The following is a 21,192-nucleotide window of genomic DNA, read 5'->3' as shown; positions in this document are numbered from 1 at the left end:
GGGGCGCGCAGCTGAGGCTTTATCCATCCACCACTCGGGCCATCAGACCGCCGCGTTATAGAACAACGTGGAATCCCGCTGCTCCATCAGCGCCTGCTCGATGGCGGCCTGGTGTACTTCATCGTCGTGTTCCTGGCGCGCTTCGGGCTGGATACCCAGGCGCTTGAACAGCAGCATGTCCTTGTCGGCCTGCGGGTTGCCGGTGGTCAGCAGTTTCTCGCCGTAGAAGATCGAATTGGCGCCAGCGAAGAAGGCCAGGGCCTGCATCTGCTCGTTCATCTGCTCGCGCCCGGCGGACAGGCGCACGTGGGACCTGGGCATCATGATCCGCGCCACGGCGAGCATGCGGATGAAGTCAAAGGGGTCGACGTCCTGCTCTTCGGCCAACGGCGTGCCTTTCACCTTGACCAGCATGTTGATCGGCACCGACTCCGGATGCTCCGGCAGGTTAGCCAGTTGGATCAGCAGCCCGGCGCGATCGTCCAGCGACTCGCCCATGCCGAGGATGCCGCCGGAGCAGATTTTCATCCCTGCATCGCGCACGTAGCTCAGCGTCTGCAGACGTTCGGCATAGGTACGGGTGGTGATGATGTTGCCGTAGAATTCCGGCGAGGTGTCGAGGTTGTGGTTGTAGTAATCCAGCCCGGCGGCAGCCAGCGCGCGGGTCTGTTCCTGGTCGAGCTTGCCCAGGGTCATGCAGGTTTCCAGGCCCAGCGCCTTGACCCCTTCGACCATTTTCAACACGTAGGGCATGTCCTTGGCGGAAGGGTGCTTCCAGGCCGCGCCCATGCAGAAACGGGTGGAACCGATGGCCTTGGCTTCGGCCGCCGCGTCCAGCACCTTCTGCACTTCCATCAGCTTCTCTTTATCCAGGCCGGTGTTGTAATGGCCCGATTGCGGACAGTACTTGCAGTCTTCGGGGCAGGCGCCGGTCTTGATCGACAGCAGCGTGGAGACCTGCACGCGGTTGGCGTCGAAGTGCTGGCGGTGCACGGTCTGCGCCTGGAACAGCAGATCGTTAAAGGGTTGCTCGAAGAGCGCCTTGACCTCGGCGAGGGACCAGTCGTGGCGGGTGGCGCAAGCAGCGGTGGCGCTCATGGGCATTCCTTGTAATTAATAGGCGGCTGGGCACGGATGCGAAATGGTTAGCCAAGCCGGACAACCTGTCAACCAGGAAAGGAATCATGGTTTACAACTGGTTAAAATTCGAACACAGCTGTCAACTTTGCGACGAACGCTGCGAACCCGGTCAGTCGCTATGTCCGAGCTGCGAAGCGGAGCTGCCCTGGCTCGGCAGTCAATGCAGCATCTGCGCTTTGCCATTGCCGGTGGCCGGCGCGGTCTGCGGCGAGTGCCTCATGCATCCGCCGGCTTTCGATCACGTCGCCGTCCCGTGGCGCTTCGCCTTTCCGGTGGACAGCCTGATCACGCGCTTCAAGCACCAGTCGCGCTGGCCATTCGGGCGACTGCTCGCCGAACACCTGGCGCGCCACCTGCAACATGCCTTCGATGAAGGGCTGCCGCGGCCCGAGGCTCTGCTGCCGGTGCCCCTGGCACGCAAGCGGCTGCGCCAGCGCGGTTTCAACCAGGCGCGAATGCTGGCGGACTGGCTGAGCCCCGTCTTGCAGATTCCGGTTCGCAACGACCTGGCGCAGCGCATCCAGGACACAGCCTCCCAGCAGCAACTGGACGCCGCGGCCCGCCGCCGCAACCTGCGCCAGGCCTTCGCGCTGGTCGAAGGACAGGTCCTGCGCGGGCAGCATCTGGCGGTCATCGATGACGTATTCACCACCGGCGCCACCGCCGAGGCACTGGCGCGCCTGTTGAAACGGGGCGGCGCCGCGCGGGTCGATATCTACTGCCTGGCGCGTACGCCCAAGCCGGGCGAGTGAGCGCCGTGCGCCGCGGTTGTTTAAACGCCCCAGTGCAATACACTGGCCGCCCCACTCACGGAGCCGACCATGTCCCACCCCTTCGACACACTCACACCCGACCTGGTGCTCGATGCGGTGGAAAGCCTTGGCTACCTCAGCGATGCCCGCGTGCTGGCGCTGAACAGCTATGAAAACCGCGTCTATCAGGTGGGCATCGAGGACAGCACACCGCTGATCGCCAAGTTCTACCGCCCCCATCGCTGGAGCGACGCGGCGATTCTCGAGGAACACCGCTTCAGCCTGGAACTGGCCGAGCGGGAGATTCCCGTGGTGGCGCCGCTGGAGCGCGACGGTCAGACGCTCCACACCCATGCCGGCTTTCGCTTCGCACTGTTTCCGCGCCGTGGCGGCCGAGCCCCGGAGCCTGGCAATCTCGATCAGCTCTATCGCCTCGGCCAGTTGCTCGGGCGCATGCACGCCGTGAGTGCCAGCCACCCCTTCGAGCATCGCGAGACCCTGGGCGTGGAGAATTTCGGCCACGCCTCGCTGAGCACCTTGCTCGATGGCGGGTTCGTCCCGAGAAGCCTGCTGCCAGCCTACGAGTCGGTCGCCCGCGACCTGCTCAAGCGCGTCGAAGACGTCTTCGCCAGGACGGACTTCCAACCGATCCGGCTGCATGGCGACTGCCATCCCGGCAACATCCTCGCCCGCGACGACGCCTTTTATCTGGTCGACCTGGACGATTGCCGCATGGGGCCGTCGGTACAGGACATCTGGATGATGCTGGCCGGCGAGCGCCATGAGCGCCTCGGGCAACTGTCCGAACTGGTCGAGGGCTACAACGAATTCCACGACTTCACGCCGCGCGAACTCCCTCTGATCGAAGCCCTGCGTGCGCTGCGCCTGCTCCACTACAGCGCCTGGCTCGCGCGCCGCTGGGACGACCCGGCATTTCCCATGAGTTTTCCCTGGTTCGGCAGCGAGCGCTACTGGGGCGACCAGATCCTGATCCTGCGCGAGCAGATGTCCGCTCTGCAGGAGGAGCCGCTGAAGCTGTTCTGAAAACGGCCTGAACGCTGGACCCGTCCAGCGTTCAGCCTCCAGCGCCGTCGTCGGCTGCGCCGGCGTAAACGAGCGGATAGACCAGCATCCCGACGGCCTCGTTGAGCAACTGGCCGCTCTGCCACACCGCCTTCGCCTCGGGCATCCAGCCACCCAGCGGCCTGCCGTTGGGCACCCCGAGAAAGCCTACGGGCGCGGCGATCACGGTCATTCCATTCTGCTCGAAGCACCAGCGCGAACGCGGCATGTGCGCGGCGGAAGTCACCAGCACGATACGTTCGATACCCTCCGCCTTGAGCATCGCCGCACTGTGCACCGCATTTTCCCAGGTGGTGCGACTGCGCTCCTCCTGCCAGCGAACCGGCGTGGCGAAATCGCGCTGCAGCGTCTCGGCGGCGAGCGCCGCCTCGCTCGGGGGCTGACCATAATGCAGGCCGCCGCTGGCCAGGATTGGCAGCTCCGCGGCCTTTGCCAGGCGCGCGGCATAGCGCAAGCGCTCCAGCGCGATGTGGCCGGGCTGGTCGGTCTGCCAGGCGGGGTCCGCACGTTCCCGACCGGCACCCAGCACGACGATGGCCTGGGCCTGCTCGTGCAGGCTCGCCCACTGCGCCTCGGGTATCGCCGGTTCGCGCTCCAGCGCCTGCGCCGCCCACTGCACCATGACCGGCAGACTCATCAGCCACAGGCCTCCCAGGCCGACGACGAAACACAAGGCTGACAACCGCGGTGCGCGCCGCCGCAGCCACCAGGCCGCGAGGAGCAGCAGTAACAGGCCGCCCGGCGGCAGCAGGAGGTGCTTGAAGAAGTAGCGAATCGGCATGCGCGGTCCCTGTGGCTAGACAATCGGCACTCTAGGACCCGGCCCCGCTGCATCGCAAGCATGAGCGAAGCGAAAGCCACCCAGGCCGATCGCCCGACCGGGAACGTCTCAATAGGCGGGAGAGGTGTGCGCGCGCTGCCTGGCACGCAGCAGTTGCGAACCACAGGCACTGCAGGCCGCCGGGCCCGGCCCTTGCGGCCAGTACACGGCGCCGCCGCAGAGGGCGCAGCTGAGTGTCTGCTGCAAGGTAAAAGGTACCTGCCGGAGCCGCTTGCCCGAATGCTGACGCAGCGCACTGCGTAGCGCCGGTCGGCCGGCATTGCGCGCCAGCTGGGCCTGTTCCTCGGCCGCTGCATGCCAGCCGGACAACCATTGCGAATCCTGCTGGAGATAGGCACGGATCAGCTCGAACTCCGCGGCGGTCAACCCGCGCACTTCCAGATCGGTCGCATCGTCCTCACGCCGCTCGGCCTCCTCCAGTGCCGTTGTCAGCCGCTGCAATACCCGCCCGTACAGATTGCTTTCATCGACCTGCGGTGGTTTACCCATGGTTCTCTTTACCTCTTGTTCGTCCCGCCCCCTCGAACAAGGGTAGTCCAGGCTCACTGCGCCAGCCTTGGACAAAAGGCGTAGTCCGGCGAACGGTAAATCGGGTTTCCCTCCGTCAAGGGGGGTCATGTATGCTACGGCGCTTCCATGCTTCCGCTTTCGGCCCGTTGCGCGACTGCCTGTCAGGCCTGTTTCGCATCCGCCGCCAACCCGTCGGAACGCCAGCCACCTCTCAACGCCAGTAGCCATGCACGAACAGTATCAGCCCCGCGAAATCGAAGCCGCCGCGCAGTCCCACTGGGAAGCGCAGAAATCCTTTGAAGTGAGCGAACAGCCCGGCAAGGACACCTTCTATTGCCTGTCGATGTTCCCCTATCCCAGCGGCAAGCTACACATGGGCCACGTGCGCAACTACACCATCGGCGACGTGATTGCCCGCTACCAGCGCATGCTGGGCAAGAACGTGCTGCAGCCCATGGGCTGGGACGCCTTCGGCATGCCGGCGGAAAACGCCGCGATGAAGAACCAGGTGGCGCCGGCCAAGTGGACCTACGAGAACATCCAGTACATGAAGACCCAGCTCAAGTCGCTGGGCCTGGCCGTGGACTGGACGCGCGAAGTCACCACCTGCAAGCCCGACTACTACCGCTGGGAGCAGTGGCTGTTCACCCGTCTGTATAAGAAGGGCGTGATCTACCGCAAGAACGGTACCGTGAACTGGGACCCGGTCGACCAGACCGTGCTGGCCAACGAGCAGGTCATCGACGGTCGTGGCTGGCGTTCGGGCGCGCTGATCGAGAAGCGCGAAATCCCGATGTATTACTTCAAGATCACCGCCTACGCCGATGAACTGCTGGAGAGCCTGGACGATCTGCCCGGCTGGCCGGAACAGGTCAAGACCATGCAGCGCAACTGGATCGGCAAGTCGCGCGGCATGGAGATCGGCTTCCCCTACGATGTGGCGAGCATCGGCAGCGAAGGCGTGATGAAGGTCTTCACCACCCGCCCCGACACCCTGATGGGCGCCACCTACGTCGCCGTGGCCGCCGAGCATCCGCTGGCCACGCTCGCAGCCCAGGGCAATCCGGAACTGCAGGCCTTCATCGACGAATGCAAGCGCGGTGGCGTCGCCGAAGCCGACATCGCCACCCAGGAAAAGAAAGGCCTGGCCACCGCCCTGCGCGTGCAACACCCGCTGACCGGCGAGCTGCTGCCGGTGTGGGTCGCCAACTACGTGCTGATGGGCTACGGCGAAGGTGCGGTGATGGCCGTGCCGGCGCACGACGAACGCGACTTCGAATTCGCCAGCAAGTACGGCCTGCCGATCAAGCCGGTGGTCCGCACCAGCGCAGGCGACGAGACGCCCGCGCCCTGGCAGGACGCCTACGGCGAGCATGGCGAGCTGATCAACTCCGGCGCCTTCGACGGCCTGGATTTCGACGGTGCCCTCGATGCCATGGAAGTCGCCCTGCAGAAGAAAGGCCTCGGCCAGGCGCGCACCCAGTTCCGCCTGCGCGACTGGGGCATCAGCCGCCAGCGCTACTGGGGCTGCCCGATCCCGATCATCCATTGCGAAGCCTGCGGCGACGTACCCGTGCCGGAAAACCAGTTGCCGGTGGTGCTGCCCGAGGACGTGGTGCCCGATGGCGCCGGTTCGCCGCTGGCGAAGATGCCCGAATTCTACGACTGCAGCTGTCCCAGCTGCGGCAAGCCGGCCCGGCGCGAAACCGACACCATGGACACCTTCGTCGAGTCCTCCTGGTACTTCGCCCGCTACGCCAGCCCGAACTACGAACAAGGCATGGTCGACCCGAAAGCCGCCAACCACTGGCTGCCGGTGGATCAGTACATCGGCGGCATCGAACACGCCATCCTGCACCTGCTCTATGCGCGCTTCTTCCACAAGCTGATGCGCGACGAGGGGCTGGTCAGCTCCAACGAGCCGTTCAAGAACCTGCTGACCCAGGGCATGGTGGTCGCCGAGACCTACTACCGCACGCTGCCCAACGGCGGCAAGGACTGGTTCAACCCGGCCGACGTGGAGGTCGAGCGCGATGCCAAGGCCAAGGTCATCGGCGCGAAGCTCAAGTCCGACGGCCTGCCGGTGGAAATCGGCGGCACCGAGAAGATGTCCAAGTCGAAGAACAACGGCGTCGACCCGCAGGCGATGATCGATGCCTACGGCGCTGACACCTGCCGCCTGTTCATGATGTTCGCCTCGCCGCCGGACATGAGCTGCGAATGGTCCGACGCCGGCATCGAAGGCGCCAACCGCTTCCTGCGTCGCGTCTGGCGTCTGGCCCATGCGCACGTCAGCGCCGGCCTGCCGGGTGCGCTGGATCTCGCCGCGCTGAGCGACGAGCAGAAAGCCATCCGCCGCGCGACCCACCTGGCCATCCGCCAGGCCAGCATCGATGTCGGCCAGCATCACAAGTTCAACACCGCCATCGCCCAGGTGATGACCCTGATGAACGTGCTGGAGAAGGCACCGACCGCGAGCGAACAGGACCGCGCCCTGCTGCAGGAAGGCCTGGAGGCCGTCGCCCTGCTGCTGGCGCCGATCACCCCGCACATCTGCCACGAACTCTGGCAGCAGCTCGGCAAGGCCGGTTCGGTGATCGACGCCGCCTGGCCGACGGTGGACGAAACCGCCCTGGTGCAGGACAACCTGACCCTGGTGGTACAGGTCAACGGCAAGCTGCGCGGGCAGATCGAAGTGCCGGCCAGCGCCAGCCGCGAGGAAGTCGAAGCGGCGGCGCGTGCCAACGAGAACGTGGTGCGCTTCACCGAGGGCCAGACGATCCGCAAGGTCATCGTGGTGCCGGGCAAGCTGGTCAATATCGTCGCTAACTGATACGGCCCGGGCGCTCGCCGGGGCTGGCAAAGGGGATACAGAGATGGTCAAACGGAATCTGATGGTAGTGGGCCTGGCGCTGTTGCTGAGCGCCTGTGGTTTCCAGTTGCGCGGCACCGGCGACGCCGAATTCGCGCTCACCGAGATCGACCTGCAGGCCCGCGACAGCCACGGCCAGACGGTCCAGCAACTGAAGGACCTGCTCGAAAGCAACGACGTGCACGTTCACCCGGGCGCTCGCTACAGCCTCAACCTGGCCAACGAGCAGACTCGCCAGCGTACCGCCAGCTACACCAGCTCCGCGCGCAGCGCCGAGTACGAGCTCACCACCACCCTCGATTACGAGTTCCGCGGGCCGCAGAACACGCAGCTGCTGCGGGATCGTGTCGAGGTGCAGCGCGTCTACGTGCATGACAGCAACAACCTGATCGGCTCCTCCCAGGAAGGTGATCAGCTGCGCCAGGAGATGCGTCGCGAGCTGCTGCAGCAACTGGTGATGCGCGTCCAGCGCGTCAGTCAGGCTCAACTCGACGCGCTGCAGGCCACCGCCGAAGCCAAGGCGCGCGCCGAGGCCGAAGCGCTCGAGGCCCAGCAGCGGATGCTCGACGCGCAACCGCAGCAATCGCCTGTCGAACTGCCGAATCAGTGATGAACCGGGAGCCCTGGCGGCTCCCGTCTTCCCTCCATGAAACTGCCCCCCGCCCAACTCGGCAAACACCTGCAAGGCTCGCTCGCACCTGTCTATGTGGTCAGCGGCGACGAACACCTGCTCTGCCAGGAAGCCTGCGACGCCATCCGTGCGGCCTGTCGCCAGCAGGCGTTCAGCGAGCGCCAGGTACTCAGCGTCGAGAGCGGCTTCGATTGGGGCCAGTTGCTCGAGGCCGGCGCCAATCTTTCGCTGTTCGCTGAAAGGCGCCTGCTGGAACTGCGCATCCCCAGCGGCAAGCCCGGCGACAAGGGCGCGGCCGCGCTGCTGCATTACCTCGCGCGGCCGGCCGAGGACACCGTGCTGCTGATCAGCCTGCCCAAGCTCGACGGCAGCACGCAGAAGACCAAGTGGGCCAAGGCGCTGATCGACGGCAAGGACGTGCAGTTTCTGCAGGTCTGGCCTGTGGATGCGGCACAGCTGCCGCAATGGATTCGCCAGCGCCTGTCCCAGGCGGGGCTGGCCGCCGACCAGGAAGCATTGGAGCTGATCGCCGCGCGGGTCGAAGGCAACCTGCTGGCCGCCGCCCAGGAAATCGAGAAGCTCAAGCTGCTGGCCGAAGATGGCCGGGTAACCGCCGATACGGTGCAGGCAGCCGTCGCCGACAGCGCCCGCTACGATGTCTTCGGGCTGATCGATGCCGCGCTGCAGGGCCATCCCGAACACAGCCTGCGCATGCTCGAAGGGCTGCGCGGCGAAGGCATCGAAGCCCCGGTGATTCTCTGGGCCCTGGCCCGGGAACTGCGCCTGCTGGCCAATATCGCCCAGCAGTACGCTCAGGGCGTACCGCTGGAGCGCGCTTTCAGTCAGGCGCGTCCGCCCGTCTGGGACAAGCGCCGTCCGTTGGTCAGCAAGGCCCTGCAACGCCACGACGTCGCGGGCTGGCAGCGATTGTTGATGGCAGCGCAACTCATCGACGAGCAGATAAAGGGACAGGCCGAAGGCGATCCCTGGATCGGCCTGAGCAACCTCTGCCTGCAGTTGAGCGGACGGCGAATCAGGCTTTAACCTGCTGGCCGAACGGGTTCGGCCCTACCGTAGCCCTGTACATGCTTTCGGATCATGCCCCGTAGGGTCGAATTCATTCGACCGCTGTCCGCTGGACATTTTTTGCACGATGCCTATGATGCGCCCAGTTCCCGAACCACAGAGGACACGCACATGGCAAAAAGCCGCAAACGGCCCAACAAGGCCAAAACACTGGTGGCGCAGCCCCTGTTCCGCAGTCGCCAGGAAACACCGAAAAAAGGCAAAGGCAGCTATCGCCGCGAAGCCTCCCAGTCCACCGGCTGGGAGGCTTCGGTCCTTCTGGCGGCCTGAAAACCCAAGCCAGCGAAAGCGTGATAAGGTCTGCGACCGTCGATGCTTTCGAGACTGGTGCATGCATTACACCTTCGTTCCCGTCCTCTTTCTGCGTACCCTCGTTGCCGGCTCGGCGATGAGCCTGGTCGTCGCCTGCGCGGCGGAACCGCTTGCGCAGTCCAGCCTGGCCAGTGACGTCACACGGCTCGACCAACCCGGCGAGAACAGCGTTGCCGATGCTATCGTCGAAACCACCCAGCCCAGCTTCAGCGAATGGCGTGAACAGTTTCGTGAAGAGGCGCTGGCCGCCGGCATCACGGCCGATACTTTCGAGCGTTCCTTTGCCGGTGTGCAGCCGGATCCCAGCGTGATCGAAGCTGATCGCAGCCAGCCGGAATTCACCCGTCCGGTCTGGCAGTACCTCGAAGGTGCGATCTCCCCCCAGCGCGTACGCAACGGCCAACGCCTGCTTGACGAGCACGCGGCCACGCTCACACGCATCGAAGCGCGCTATGGCGTGGACCGCGAGGCACTGGTCGCCATCTGGGGCCTGGAAAGCAGCTTCGGCCAGATCATGGGCGACAAGTCGGTGATCCGCTCGCTGGCCACCCTGGCCCATGAGGGCCGCCGCCCCGCCTTCGCCAAGAGCCAACTACTCGCGGCGCTGGAAATCATCCAGAGCGGCGATGTCAGCCCCGCCCGCATGCGCGGCTCCTGGGCCGGCGCCATGGGGCAGACCCAGTTCATTCCGACCACTTACAACACCCATGCGGTGGATTTCGACGGCGACGGCCGGCGCGATATATGGAACAGCGCCACCGATGCGCTCGCCTCGGCGGCGCACTATCTGCAGGCATCGGGCTGGAAAACGAACCAGCCCTGGGGCTTCGAAGTCCGGCTACCGGAAAAATTCGATTACGCCCTGGCTGACAGCAGCATCCGCAAGCCGCTGGCCGAATGGCGACAACTCGGTGTGAGCGGCCTGCCCGCCGGTCAGCAGGACGTCAGCGCCAGCCTGCTGCTTCCAGCGGGACACCGTGGACCAGCCTTCCTGGTGCTCGACAACTTCCGCGCCATCCTGCGCTACAACAACTCCTCGGCCTACGCCCTGGCGATCGGTCTATTGTCGGAAAGCTTCCAAGGCAAAGGCCAGGTGGCCGGCAGCTGGCCGCGCGGCGAGCAGCCACTGAGCCGCTCCGAACGCCTGGAGCTGCAGGAACGCCTGCTGGCCCAGGGCTTCGACACCGGTACCCCGGACGGCATCATCGGCGCCAATACGCGCAAGGCCATCCGCGGCTTCCAGCAGCAGCTGGGCTGGCCCGCCGACGGGCACCCGACCCAGGAACTACTGGGACGCTTGCGCAGCGTACGCTGACCCACCAAATGCTTGCTGGCGACCCGCCAAGGTCATCGCCAGCAAGGATTCGGGCCCCTACAGCCTCTATCACTCCTCTTCCCTTTCGCCCGGTCTGATTGCACAAAGCCGAATATTCGTCTGCAATCTCAAGAGCCCCGCCGAATTGCCGAAACAAAGACACCTTTATCGGATTTCTTCATGGAGATCGCGGCCCATGTTCAACGGTCGTCTCAAGCAGCAGCTGGCCGAGATGCAGGACGAACTCTCCAGCACCCGGCAGATCAAGGACTCGCTCTACAGCGAAATGCTGGTGCTCGAATTCGACCCCGAGGGCCGGGTTCGTTTCGCCAACGACAATCTCCTCGAGGCTTTGCGCTACCGCAGGGAGGCGTTGATCGGTCGCGCGCTGGACGAACTGATCCCCGACTCGTTCCGCAGCCATCCCAATCATCCGGCGTTGCTGAAAGCCCTGCGCAACCCGGAACACTGGAGCGGAGCCTTTCGCCTGTTGTGCGGCGATGGCAAAGAGGCCTGGTTGCGCGCCATCTGGCAGCCGGTGAACAACGGTCTTGGCAAATTGCAGTACTTCACGCTCTGCGCCAACGACCTGACCGCCACCATCACCACCGCCAAGGAGCACGAGAGCCTGATCAAGGCGTTGCTGCGCTCCACGGCGGTGATCGAGTTCAAGCTGACCGGTGAGGTGGTCACCGCCAACGAAAACTTCCTGCGCACCATGGGCTATCGCCTGGAGCAGATCCAGGGCAAGCACCATCAGCTGTTCTGCTCACCCGAGGAGCGCGATTCGCCGGCATATCGCGATTTCTGGGCGCAACTCAACCGCGGCGAGTATGTCGCCGGGCGCTTCAAGCGCCTCGACAGCATGGGCCGTACCGTATGGCTCGAAGCCTCCTACAACCCGGTGCTGGATGCCCATGACAGGCTCTACAAGGTGGTCAAGTTCGCCACCCTGATCACCGACCAGGTCAATCAGGAACAAGCCGTTTCGGAAGCCGCCGGCATCGCCTACGACATTTCCCGCAAGACCGACCAGAGCGCCGACAAGGGCGCTGCCGTGGTGCAGCAGACGCTGGACGTGATGCAACAGATCGTCGAGAAGGTCCAGGAAGCCGCCGCTGGTATCGAGGCCCTGGACAAGCAGTCGCAGCTGATCAGCACCATCATGCAGACCATTCGCGGCATCGCCGACCAGACCAACCTGCTGGCCCTCAACGCGGCAATCGAGGCGGCCCGCGCCGGCGATCAGGGTCGCGGCTTCGCGGTGGTCGCCGACGAGGTGCGCCAGTTGGCCGGGCGTACCAGCCAGGCCACCGAGGAAATCGTCGACGTGGTTCAGAAGAATCAGAACCTGGCGCATGCCGCGGTGCAGAGCATGGCCAGCGGCCGCGAGCAGGCCGAGCAGGCCGAGCAGGGACTGCAACTGGCCAGCGAAGCCGGCGCGGTGATCATCGAGATCCAGCAGGGCGCCAAGCAGGTCGTGGACGCGGTAGGTCAGTTCAGCAGCCATCTGCAGAGCTGATCAGAGGCGGTTGCTTCGACCGATGATCGTTCCCTGCCCTGCGGGAACACCTCGTGCAGTCATGGGACGCGGGCGTCCCGGTCCAGCACCACCCTCAATCAACGGTCAGTGCCTGTGATAAACTGCGCGGCGGCCACGAGCCGCCTCGTCCACGGAGCCTCTAGCGGAGCCCAGATTGCCGATGTCCGATATCTCCCAGCCCAAAACCGTTGCCAGCGGCGAAAAATTCCGCACCACTCAGGGCATTACCGCGATCAAGGACGGACAGAAGCGCCGCGCCTCGAGCGAACCCCAGGTGTTCGAGCCCAAGCCCAAGTGGCTGCGAGTCAAGGCTCCCAGCGGCAGCCGTTTCGAAGCAGTCAAGCGCAATGTCGGCGAACATCGGCTGAGCACCGTGTGCCAGGAATCCCACTGCCCGAACATGGGCGAATGCTGGTCCAACGGTACCGCCACCATCATGCTGATGGGCTCGGTGTGCACCCGGGCGTGCCGCTTCTGCGCGGTGGATACCGGCAATCCCAATGGCTGGCTGGACCAGGAGGAGCCACAGAACACCGCCAAGTCGGTAGAGCTGATGGCGCTGCGCTATATCGTGTTGACCTCGGTGGATCGGGACGATCTGGACGACGGCGGTGCCGCACACTACGCCGCCTGTGTGCGCGCCATCAAGGAGCGCACCCCGCAGGTGGTAGTCGAGGCCCTGACCCCGGACTTCGACGGGGACCTGCAAGCCATCGAACGCGTGGCGGACTCCGGCCTGGAAGTCTTCGCGCAAAACGTTGAGACGGTCAAACGCCTGACCCATGAAGTGCGCGACCCCCGCGCCGGCTACGAGAAGACCCTGCTCGTGCTGGAACACGCCAAGCGCCATCGCCCGGATTTGCTGACCAAGACCAGCCTGATGCTGGGCCTGGGCGAAAGCGACGAAGAAGTGCTGCAGACCATGGATGACCTGCGCGCCATCGGCGTGGACATCCTCACCCTCGGCCAGTACTTGCAGCCGACCCGCCATCACCTGCCGGTCAAACGCTGGGTCAGCCCGGAAGAATTCAACCGTTTGCGCGATATCGGCCTGGAAAAGGGCTTCATGGAAGTCGCCGCCGGCCCGCTGGTGCGCTCCAGCTACCGAGCCGACCGGGTTTTCGAGAAGAACAACCTGGGCCTGGCCGCTCCGGTGCCAGTGCCGGGCCAGCCGTTCGACAGCAACCTGATTCCGACCCTCAATCTGAACTGATCGGGCCGAACAACGCCTGCCCCTGGGCTTCGCCTGGGGCAGGCGTTTTCATATCCGTACATCCCGCTCACATTGGATAAGCAAACGCCCGACTTGACGCTCTATATTGCGCCCGTCAGCGTCTGCTGCTGCGTGTAGCCGAGCTGCTGGACGAGCTCTCCACGCAACCGGCCCATTACTTCAGCGAAGTCGACCGGCCCCACCAGGTCACGCAACTGGGTCATCTTCAGCCCCGCATAGCCACAGGGATTGATGCGCTGGAAGGGTTCGAGATCCATGTCGACGTTGAGCGCCAGGCCATGGAAGGAACGGCCGTTGCGAATGCGCAGACCCAGGGAAGCGATCTTTGCGCCATCGACGTAGACGCCCGGCGCATCGGGTTTGGCCGCAGCCTCGATACCATAGCCGGCGAGCAGGTCGATCAGGCTGTGCTCGATACGATTGACCAGTTCCCGCACACCGAAGCCCAGTCGCCGCACGTCGAGCAACAGATAGCCGACCAACTGGCCGGGGCCATGATAGGTCACCTGGCCACCACGATCGGCCTGCACCACGGGGATGTCGCCGGGCAGCAGCAGGTGCTCGGCCTTACCCGCCTGGCCCTGGGTGAACACCGGCAGGTGCTGCAGCAGCCAGACCTCGTCGGCGGTCTGCGGGCCACGGTTGTTGGTGAAGTGCTGCATGGCCTGCCAGGTCGGCAGATATTCGACCAGACCGAGCTCGCGCACGCCGAGACTGGCGCCGCTCATGGTCGAATGGCCGCCTGGCGACCCACCTGGTCCATCAGAGCACCATGTGCACGCGCCCTGTGGCGCGCAGCTCGTTGTTGATGGCCTGTAGCTGATCGACCCCGGTAGCGGTGATCAGGATCTGCAGGGAAAGGAAGCGCCCGTTGCGGCTGTCGCGCACCACCAGCGACGTTTCGTCGAGATCGGGCGCGTGACGCCTGATCACCTCGACGACCAGCTCGGTGAAGCCCTCGCCGGCGTCACCGATCACCTTGACCGGGTAACGCTCGCAGGGGAATTCGATCTTTGGCGCTTGCGGGTTGTTGCTATCGATCATGGCGGTGACGGACTCGTGATCCGCGCACGCGCCTGGCGGTTGGCCATGGCGCGCACGAGAGATATCAGTTGAACAGGCCGAAGAAGAACAGGCGAATGCTATCCCAGAACCGCCGGAACAGCCCACCCTCTTCCACGCTTTGCAGAGCGATCAGGTCGGTGCTGTGCAGCACCTTGTCCTCGAGCTTGACCTCGACCGTACCGATCACGTCGCCCTGCTGGATCGGCGCGATGAGGTTGGATTTGAAGGTCATGCCGGCTTCCAGCTTGTCCAACTGCCCGCGCGGCAAGGTGAGCGTCAGGTCCTTGGCAAGGCCGGCAGCCACCTTGTCCTGCTGGCCTTTCCAGACCTTGGGCTGCGCCAGCTCGACACCCTTCTCATAGAAGGTACGGGTCTCGAAGAAGCGGAAACCGTAGGTCAGCAGCTTCTGAGTTTCGGCGGCGCGGGCCTGCTCGCTGGCAGTGCCGAACACCACGGAAATCAGACGCATGCCATCGCGCACCGCGGAGGCTACCAGGCAGTAGCCGGCCTCCTCGGTGTGGCCGGTCTTCAGCCCATCGACCGTCTTGTCGCGCCACAGCAGCAGGTTGCGGTTGGGCTGTTTGATGTTGTTCCAGAAAAATTCCTTCTGGGCATAGATAGCGTAGTGCTCGGGGTCTTCATCGATGATCGCCCGCGCCAGCTTGGCCATGTCCCGCGCCGAGGAGTAGTGCTCCGGGTGCGGCAGGCCGGTGGCGTTCATGAAGTGGCTGTTGGTCATGCCCAGGCGCTGCGCCGTGCTGTTCATCAGGTCGGCGAAGGCTTCCTCGCTGCCGGCGATGTATTCGGCCATGGCGACGCTGGCGTCGTTGCCCGACTGGATGATGATGCCGTGCAGCAGGTCGTCCACGGAAACCTGGGTGTTGACCTGGATGAACATCCGCGAACCACCGGTACGCCAGGCCTTCTCGCTGACCGTGACCATGTCGCTCTCGGCGATCTGGCCCTTCTTGATTTCCAGGGTGGCGATGTAGGCCGTCATCAGCTTGGTCAGGCTCGCCGGAGGTAGGCGCTCATCGCCGGCATCCTCGACCAGCACCTCACCGCTGGCGGCATCCATCAGCACGTAGGACTTAGCTGCCAGCTGGGGTGCTGAAGGGATGATCGGCGCGGCCCATGCGGCCGGCACGACTATCAGCAGGGTGAGAAAGACCAGGCGCTGCACGTAAGGGGTGATATTCATTTCTCTCTCTGAAAATTGGTTGGATGAAACTTCGCTACGAAGCCTTTCGACGAACGAGCGCTTCAGTCGGCCTTGACCCGTCGTGGCTGACCGAGATTGGCCAGACGCACGTTCTGCTCCAGCCGAGCCGCCTCGTCCAGCGAGTCGATCGGCCCCAGCCGCACTCGATGCAGAACCTGCTGCTGATGAACCACCGAGCTGATGAACACCGGCGCGGCGGTCATGCCGCTCAGCTTGTCCTTGAGCAGTTGCGCCGCATCGGGGTTGGCGAACGCGCCGACCTGCAGGAACACACCGGACGCACCATCCAGAGCGCGATCATTCTCCCTGACCTCCAGTGGCAGCGTTGCGCCGGCATGCTGCAAGGGCGGCGGCGTGTACTGCTCCACCGGCTGGGCAAGCGACTCGGCCAGCTTCTTGTCGGTCTGCGCCGGCTTCGGCTGCGCCAGCACCATGGGTGCTTCGCGCCCCTGCTGGGCCCACCACTGCTGCGGATCGATGCCTTCGACCTTGACCCGCGCGGTGCCGCTTTCGGCATAGCCGAGCTTCTTGGCCGCGGCGAAGGACAGATCGATGATTCGATCCGAATAGAAGGGGCCGCGATCGTTGACCCGCAGCACGACGGCCTTGCCGTTGTCGAGGTTGGTCACCTTGACGTAGCTGGGCAGCGGCAACGTCTTGTGTGCGGCGCTCATGCCGTACAGGTCGTATTTCTCGCCGTTGGCGGTGGGCTGGCCATGAAACTTGGTGCCGTACCAGGATGCCGTGCCGGTCGCTCGATAGTTGCGCCCGTCACCGATGGGGTAATAGGTCTTGCCCAGCACCGTATAGGGGCTGGCCTTGACCGGCCCGAAATGTGGCGTCGGCACTGCGTCGGGGATCTGCGAAACGTCCACGTCCCACCAGGGCGCGCCATCCTGGCTGGGGCGCGAGTAGTCGCTCGGCCCGCTGATAGTGCTGCTGGAGGATTGCTGTGCCGGCGGTACCGGCTTCGACGAACAACTGGCAAGCAACCCGGCAGCCACGGCCAGGGCGAGCAATCCGGGAAGACGGCGCATCACTGCTCACCTCGTGCCTGGGCCAGCTCTTCGGACAGCTGATGGACGGCCATCGCATACATCACGCTGCGGTTGTAGCGCGTGATGACATAGAAGTTGGGCAGCCCCAGCCAGAACTCGTCGCCCTCCGCGCCTTCCAGGCGAAACGCCGTCACAGCCGTGTCGTCGGAAATCTGCGCCTCGCTCTGCCAGCCCAGGTCGCGCATCTGCGCAGCATTCATCACCGGCTCCAGGCCGACGGTCAGCCCTTGCTCATAGGCGTCGCCACTGATCGCCGCACGCGCCACGACGGGCTCGCCAGCAGTCCAACCGTGCTGCTTGAAGTAATTGGCGGCGCTGCCGATGGCGTCCACCGGGTTGTTCCAGATGTCGATATGACCGTCGCCGTCGAAATCCACCGCATAAGCGCGGAAGCTGCTCGGCATGAACTGCGGCAGCCCCATGGCACCGGCGTAGGAGCCCTTGAGCGTCAGCGGATCGACCTGTTCCTCGCGCGCAAGCACGAGGAACTCCCGCAGCTGCTGGCGGAAGAACGGTTGGCGTGGCGGATAATCGAAGCCCAGCGTGGCCAGCGCATCGATGACACGGTAGTTGCCGGTGTTGCGGCCATAGAAGGTCTCCACGCCGATGATCGCCACGATCACCTCGGCCGGGACGCCGTACTCGGCTTCGGCACGCGACAGCGCCGCCTCGTTCTGCCGCCAGAAATCCACGCCCTGGGCAATGCGTGAATCGGTGATGAAGATCGGGCGGTACTCTTTCCAGGGCTTGACCCGCTCGGCGGGCCGCGAGATGGCATCCAGGATCACCTGCTTGCGTTCCGCCTGCTTCAGCAGCTCGACCACCTGTTCGCCGGCGAAACCATAGTCGCGCTTCATCTCCTCCACGAACTCGGCGATTTTCTCGCCTTCGTAGTCCGCTGCGAATACCGCCTGGCCATTCACGAGGATCCCGATAAAACCCGCTCCGCAGAGCGCGCGCGTCAACCAGCCAAGCCGTAATCGAATCAAGGAATCCACTCTTATCAAACCTGTGCGATCCACTTGCGATGGGTGTGGATCGACATCAAAACCCCGAACCCTGACAGCAGGGTCACCAATGAAGTTCCGCCGTAGCTGATGAAGGGCAAAGGCACTCCAACAACCGGCAAAAGCCCGCTGACCATACCGATATTGACGAATACATAAACAAAAAACGTCATGGTCAGCGCGCCGGCCAGCAATTTGCCGAACAAGGTCTGCGCCTGCACCGTGATCACCAGGCCACGGGCGATCAGCAACAGGTACACCAGCAGCAGCAGACAGACGCCGACCAGCCCGAACTCTTCGGCCAGCACGGCAATGATAAAGTCCGTATGGCTTTCCGGCAAAAAATCCAGGTGCGATTGCGTGCCCAGCAACCAGCCCTTGCCGAATACCCCGCCCGAACCGATCGCGGCCTTGGACTGGATGATGTTCCAGCCGGTGCCCAGGGGATCGCTTTCCGGGTCGAGGAAAGTCAGCACGCGCTGCTTCTGGTAGGTATGCAGCACGAAGTACCACATCGCCACGGCCACCGGCACCAGCGCTGCCAGCGCGCCGAGAATCCAGCGCCAGCGCAGCCCGGCGATGAACAGCACGAAGGCGCCGGAGGCCATGACCAGCAGCGCGGTGCCCAGGTCGGGTTGCTTGAGGATCAGCACGAAGGGCACGACGATCAGTGCCAGGCTGATCAGGGTGTGCTTGAGGCCCGGCGGCAGAACCCGTGCGGACAGGTACCAGGCGATCGTCATGGGCATGATGATCTTCATGAATTCGGACGGCTGGAAGCGGATGATGCCGGCGACGTTGATCCAGCGCGTGGCGCCCATCGCCGTATGCCCCATGAATTCCACCACCATCAGCAGCCCTACCACCCCCAGGTAGGCCAGGGGTACCCAGCGCGCCATGAAGCGCGGCTCCAGCTGGGCGATGACCAGCATGCCGCACAGGCCGATGCCGAAGGACGTGCTCTGTTTGATCAGCATGTCCCAGTTCTTGCCGCTGGCCGAGTAGAGAATGAACAGGCTGCCGGCGGCCAACACCAGCAGCAGGAGCATCAGCAACCCATCGATGTGCAGCCGCTGCAGCAGGCTGGCGCGACGCCGCAGCACATCCTGGTTGGACAGGGTCCGGTCGAAGTTCGCACTCATGGCTGTTGCTCTCCCGCGACCTGCACTGGCGCATATTCGGCCTTGAGCTGGCCGTTTTCATCGAGCAGCCAGGCATCCATCACCTGCTTGGCCACCGGAGCGGCAACGCCCGAGCCGGACTCGCCATTTTCGACCATCACCGCGACCGCGATCTGCGGATTCTCCACCGGCGCGAAGGCAACGAACAAGGCATGGTCCCGGTGGCGCTCGGCCAGGGCCTCGCTGTCGTAGCGCTCGCCCTGCCGGATCGCGACCACCTGCGCCGTGCCGCTTTTGCCAGCGATGCGGTAGAGCGACGTATCACCGACCTTGCGCGCCGTACCGCGCCTGCCATGCATCACCTGCTCCATGCCGTTGACGGCGTAATCCCAGTAGCGCGAGTCCTGCAGCTCGATGTCCGGCAGCGGCTCGGGGTCAACCGGCAGTTCGCCCTCGATACGCCGGGCCAGATGCGGACGGATCCACTTGCCGCGGGTCGCCATCAGGGCCGTAGCCTGGGCCAGCTGCAGCGGCGTGGCCTGCATGTAGCCCTGGCCGATGCCGAGGATCACCGTTTCGCCGGGATACCAGGCCTGCCGGTAGCGCGCACGCTTCCACTCCCGCGACGGCATCAGGCCGGCCGCCTCTTCGAACATGTCCAGCGAGACGCGCTGGCCGATGCCGAAGCGCGTCATGTAGTCATGCATGCGATCGACGCCCAGCTTGTGCGCCATATCGTAGAAATAGGTGTCGTTGGAACGCGCGATCGCCAGTTCGAGGTCCACCGAGCCGTCGCCGCCGCGGTTCCAGTTGCGGTACTTGTGCTTGACGTTGGGCAACTGGAAATAGCCCGGGTCGAACACCTTGGTCTTCGGCGTGATCACCCCCGCGTCGAGACCGGCCACGGCCATCATCGGCTTGATGGTCGAACCAGGCGGATAGAGCCCGCGCAGCACCCGGTTGAACAGCGGCCGATCGATCGAATCGCGCAGTTCGCCGTAGTCCTTGAAACTGATGCCGGTCACGAACAGGTTGGGGTTGAAGCTCGGCTGGCTGACCATCGCCAGCACCTCGCCGGTGGCCGGCTGCAACGCGACGATGGCACCACGGCGCCCCGCCAGGGCCTCCTCGGCGGCTTCCTGCAGATCCAGGTCGAGGGTCAGGGTCAGGTCCTTGCCCGGTATCGGGTCGGTCCGCTTGAGCACCCGCAACACGCGGCCGCGGGCATTGGTTTCGACCTCTTCGTAGCCCACCTGACCATGCAGCTGGTCTTCGTAGAACTTCTCGATGCCGGTCTTGCCGATGTGGTGCGTGCCGCTGTAGTTGACCGGATCGACCTTCTTCAGCTCCGCCTCGTTGATACGCCCCACATAACCCACCGAATGCGCGAAATGCGCGCCCTGCGGGTAATGGCGGACCAGCTGCGCCGCCACTTCGACCCCCGGCAGGCGGAACTGATTGACGGCGATACGGGCGATCTGTTCCTCGGACAGCTCATACATGATCGGCACCGGCTCGAACGGGCGGCGCCCCTGCAGCACCCGCTTCTCGAACAGCTCACGCTCTTCGGCCGATAGCTCCAGCACCTCGACCACCCCATCGAGCACCTGCCGCCAGTCGCCGGCACGCTCGCGGGTCACCGTCAGGCTGAAGCTGGGACGGTTGTCGGCGATGATCTTGCCGGTACGGTCGAAGATCAGCCCGCGATTGGGCGGAATCGGCTGCACGTGGACACGATTGTTCTCCGACAGCGTCGAGTGATGCTCGTACTGCACCACCTGCAGGTAGTACATCCGCGCGATCAGCACACCGATCAACAGCAGGACGAAGACGATACCGACCAGCACGCGCCGGCGAACCAGGCGGGCATCCTTTTCGTGGTCCTTGAGGGTGATCGGTTGCGACATCGTGTTGGCTTGTGGTGGTTCTACTTATGGTAGGGATGGCCGGACAGCAGGGTCCAGGCTCGATAGATCTGCTCCCCGACGAGGATGCGCACCAGCGGATGCGGCAGCGTCAGCGGCGACAGCGACCAACGCTGCTCGCTGCGCGCGCAGACCTCCGGCGCCAGCCCCTCGGGGCCACCGACCATCAGGTTCACGTTGCGTGCCTCCAACCGCCAGCGCTCCAGCTCGCTCGCCAACTGCTCGGTGCTCCAGGGTCGGCCGGTGACCTCCAGGGTGACGATGCGCTCGCCCTGCTGCACCTTGGCCAGCATGGCCTCGCCCTCCTGGCGGATCAACCGCGTCACATCGGCATTCTTGCCGCGGGTGCCGAGCGGGATTTCCACCAGCTCCAGCGGCAGTTCGGGCGGCAGGCGCTTGGCATATTCCTGCCAGCCATCTTCCACCCAGCGCGGCATCTTCGAGCCGACGGCGATCAGCTTGATTCGCACGCCCG

The 21,192-nt window shown here is 64.6% G+C and carries 20 protein-coding genes; 9 read left to right on the top strand and 11 right to left on the bottom strand.

Annotated elements, in window-relative coordinates; genetic code table 11:
- Positions 1-42: 42 nt before the first annotated feature.
- Positions 43-1,098, bottom strand: coding sequence for a biotin synthase BioB (gene bioB / locus EA795_RS02075; RefSeq protein WP_122075249.1), 1,056 nt, complete (start codon positions 1,096-1,098; stop codon positions 43-45).
- A gap of 86 nt (positions 1,099-1,184) precedes the next feature.
- On the opposite strand from bioB, the gene EA795_RS02070 reads away from it, so the two are divergent.
- Positions 1,185-1,892 carry a ComFC family protein gene (locus tag EA795_RS02070; protein WP_122075247.1) on the top strand — a complete coding sequence of 236 codons (708 nt, stop codon included), beginning with the start codon at positions 1,185-1,187 and terminating at the stop codon, positions 1,890-1,892.
- Positions 1,893-1,961: 69 nt separating this feature from the next.
- Positions 1,962-2,936 (top strand): serine/threonine protein kinase, encoded by a 975-nt coding sequence (locus EA795_RS02065; RefSeq protein WP_122075245.1) that lies wholly within the window; start codon positions 1,962-1,964, stop codon positions 2,934-2,936.
- A 31-nt stretch (positions 2,937-2,967) separates the two neighbouring features.
- On the opposite strand, the gene EA795_RS02060 is transcribed toward EA795_RS02065, so the two are convergent.
- Positions 2,968-3,756 (bottom strand): YdcF family protein, encoded by a 789-nt coding sequence (locus EA795_RS02060; RefSeq protein ID WP_122075243.1) that lies wholly within the window; start codon positions 3,754-3,756, stop codon positions 2,968-2,970.
- 108 nt (positions 3,757-3,864) lie between these two features.
- Positions 3,865-4,305, bottom strand: a complete 441-nt coding sequence (locus tag EA795_RS02055) for a hypothetical protein (protein WP_122075241.1) — start codon at positions 4,303-4,305, stop codon at positions 3,865-3,867.
- Between the two features lie 247 nt (positions 4,306-4,552).
- On the opposite strand from EA795_RS02055, the gene leuS reads away from it, so the two are divergent.
- The 7 genes from leuS (at position 4,553) to lipA (ending at position 13,298) form a co-directional block, all read left to right on the top strand.
- Positions 4,553-7,159 (top strand): leucine--tRNA ligase, encoded by a 2,607-nt coding sequence (leuS, locus tag EA795_RS02050; RefSeq protein ID WP_122075239.1) that lies wholly within the window; start codon positions 4,553-4,555, stop codon positions 7,157-7,159.
- Between the two features lie 43 nt (positions 7,160-7,202).
- A complete protein-coding gene (locus tag EA795_RS02045) occupies positions 7,203-7,808 on the top strand; it encodes an LPS-assembly lipoprotein LptE (protein ID WP_014854268.1) in 606 nt (201 codons plus the stop codon).
- Positions 7,809-7,844: 36 nt separating this feature from the next.
- A complete protein-coding gene (holA, locus tag EA795_RS02040) occupies positions 7,845-8,873 on the top strand; it encodes a DNA polymerase III subunit delta (protein ID WP_122075237.1) in 1,029 nt (342 codons plus the stop codon).
- A 153-nt stretch (positions 8,874-9,026) separates the two neighbouring features.
- Complete coding sequence (arfA, locus tag EA795_RS02035) at positions 9,027-9,185, top strand: alternative ribosome rescue factor ArfA (protein WP_058077267.1); 159 nt, start codon at positions 9,027-9,029, stop codon at positions 9,183-9,185.
- A 61-nt stretch (positions 9,186-9,246) separates the two neighbouring features.
- Positions 9,247-10,542, top strand: a complete 1,296-nt coding sequence (locus tag EA795_RS02030) for a lytic murein transglycosylase (RefSeq protein WP_122075235.1) — start codon at positions 9,247-9,249, stop codon at positions 10,540-10,542.
- A gap of 196 nt (positions 10,543-10,738) precedes the next feature.
- Entirely contained in the window at positions 10,739-12,064 is a 1,326-nt protein-coding gene (locus EA795_RS02025) for a methyl-accepting chemotaxis protein (RefSeq protein WP_122075233.1), read from the top strand.
- Between the two features lie 181 nt (positions 12,065-12,245).
- Positions 12,246-13,298: a lipoyl synthase gene (gene lipA / locus EA795_RS02020; protein WP_122075231.1), complete on the top strand. Its 1,053-nt coding sequence runs from the start codon at positions 12,246-12,248 to the stop codon at positions 13,296-13,298.
- Positions 13,299-13,399: 101 nt separating this feature from the next.
- On the opposite strand, the gene lipB is transcribed toward lipA, so the two are convergent.
- The 8 genes from lipB to rlmH form a co-directional block, all read right to left on the bottom strand.
- A complete protein-coding gene (gene lipB / locus EA795_RS02015; RefSeq protein ID WP_014854274.1) occupies positions 13,400-14,047 on the bottom strand; it encodes a lipoyl(octanoyl) transferase LipB in 648 nt (215 codons plus the stop codon).
- Between the two features lie 34 nt (positions 14,048-14,081).
- Positions 14,082-14,363: a DUF493 domain-containing protein gene (locus EA795_RS02010; protein WP_014854275.1), complete on the bottom strand. Its 282-nt coding sequence runs from the start codon at positions 14,361-14,363 to the stop codon at positions 14,082-14,084.
- Positions 14,364-14,427: 64 nt separating this feature from the next.
- A complete protein-coding gene (locus tag EA795_RS02005) occupies positions 14,428-15,585 on the bottom strand; it encodes a D-alanyl-D-alanine carboxypeptidase family protein (protein WP_014854276.1) in 1,158 nt (385 codons plus the stop codon).
- Positions 15,586-15,647: 62 nt separating this feature from the next.
- Positions 15,648-16,643 carry a septal ring lytic transglycosylase RlpA family protein gene (locus EA795_RS02000; protein WP_014854277.1) on the bottom strand — a complete coding sequence of 332 codons (996 nt, stop codon included), beginning with the start codon at positions 16,641-16,643 and terminating at the stop codon, positions 15,648-15,650.
- Complete coding sequence (mltB, locus tag EA795_RS01995) at positions 16,643-17,587, bottom strand: lytic murein transglycosylase B (protein ID WP_014854278.1); 945 nt, start codon at positions 17,585-17,587, stop codon at positions 16,643-16,645. Before mltB ends, EA795_RS02000 begins: the two co-directional genes overlap by 1 nt.
- An 80-nt stretch (positions 17,588-17,667) precedes the next feature.
- Positions 17,668-18,813 carry a rod shape-determining protein RodA gene (rodA, locus tag EA795_RS01990; RefSeq protein ID WP_014854279.1) on the bottom strand — a complete coding sequence of 382 codons (1,146 nt, stop codon included), beginning with the start codon at positions 18,811-18,813 and terminating at the stop codon, positions 17,668-17,670.
- Positions 18,810-20,699, bottom strand: coding sequence for a penicillin-binding protein 2 (gene mrdA / locus EA795_RS01985; protein WP_014854280.1), 1,890 nt, complete (start codon positions 20,697-20,699; stop codon positions 18,810-18,812). Before mrdA ends, rodA begins: the two co-directional genes overlap by 4 nt.
- A gap of 20 nt (positions 20,700-20,719) precedes the next feature.
- Positions 20,720-21,187 carry a 23S rRNA (pseudouridine(1915)-N(3))-methyltransferase RlmH gene (gene rlmH / locus EA795_RS01980; protein ID WP_014854281.1) on the bottom strand — a complete coding sequence of 156 codons (468 nt, stop codon included), beginning with the start codon at positions 21,185-21,187 and terminating at the stop codon, positions 20,720-20,722.
- Positions 21,188-21,192 lie beyond the last annotated feature (5 nt).

This window comes from Stutzerimonas nitrititolerans, assembly GCF_003696285.1.
Taxonomy (GTDB): domain Bacteria; phylum Pseudomonadota; class Gammaproteobacteria; order Pseudomonadales; family Pseudomonadaceae; genus Stutzerimonas; species Stutzerimonas nitrititolerans.
The sequence above is the reverse complement of the archived record's forward strand: the minus strand, read 5'-3'. Positions and strand labels throughout refer to the sequence as shown.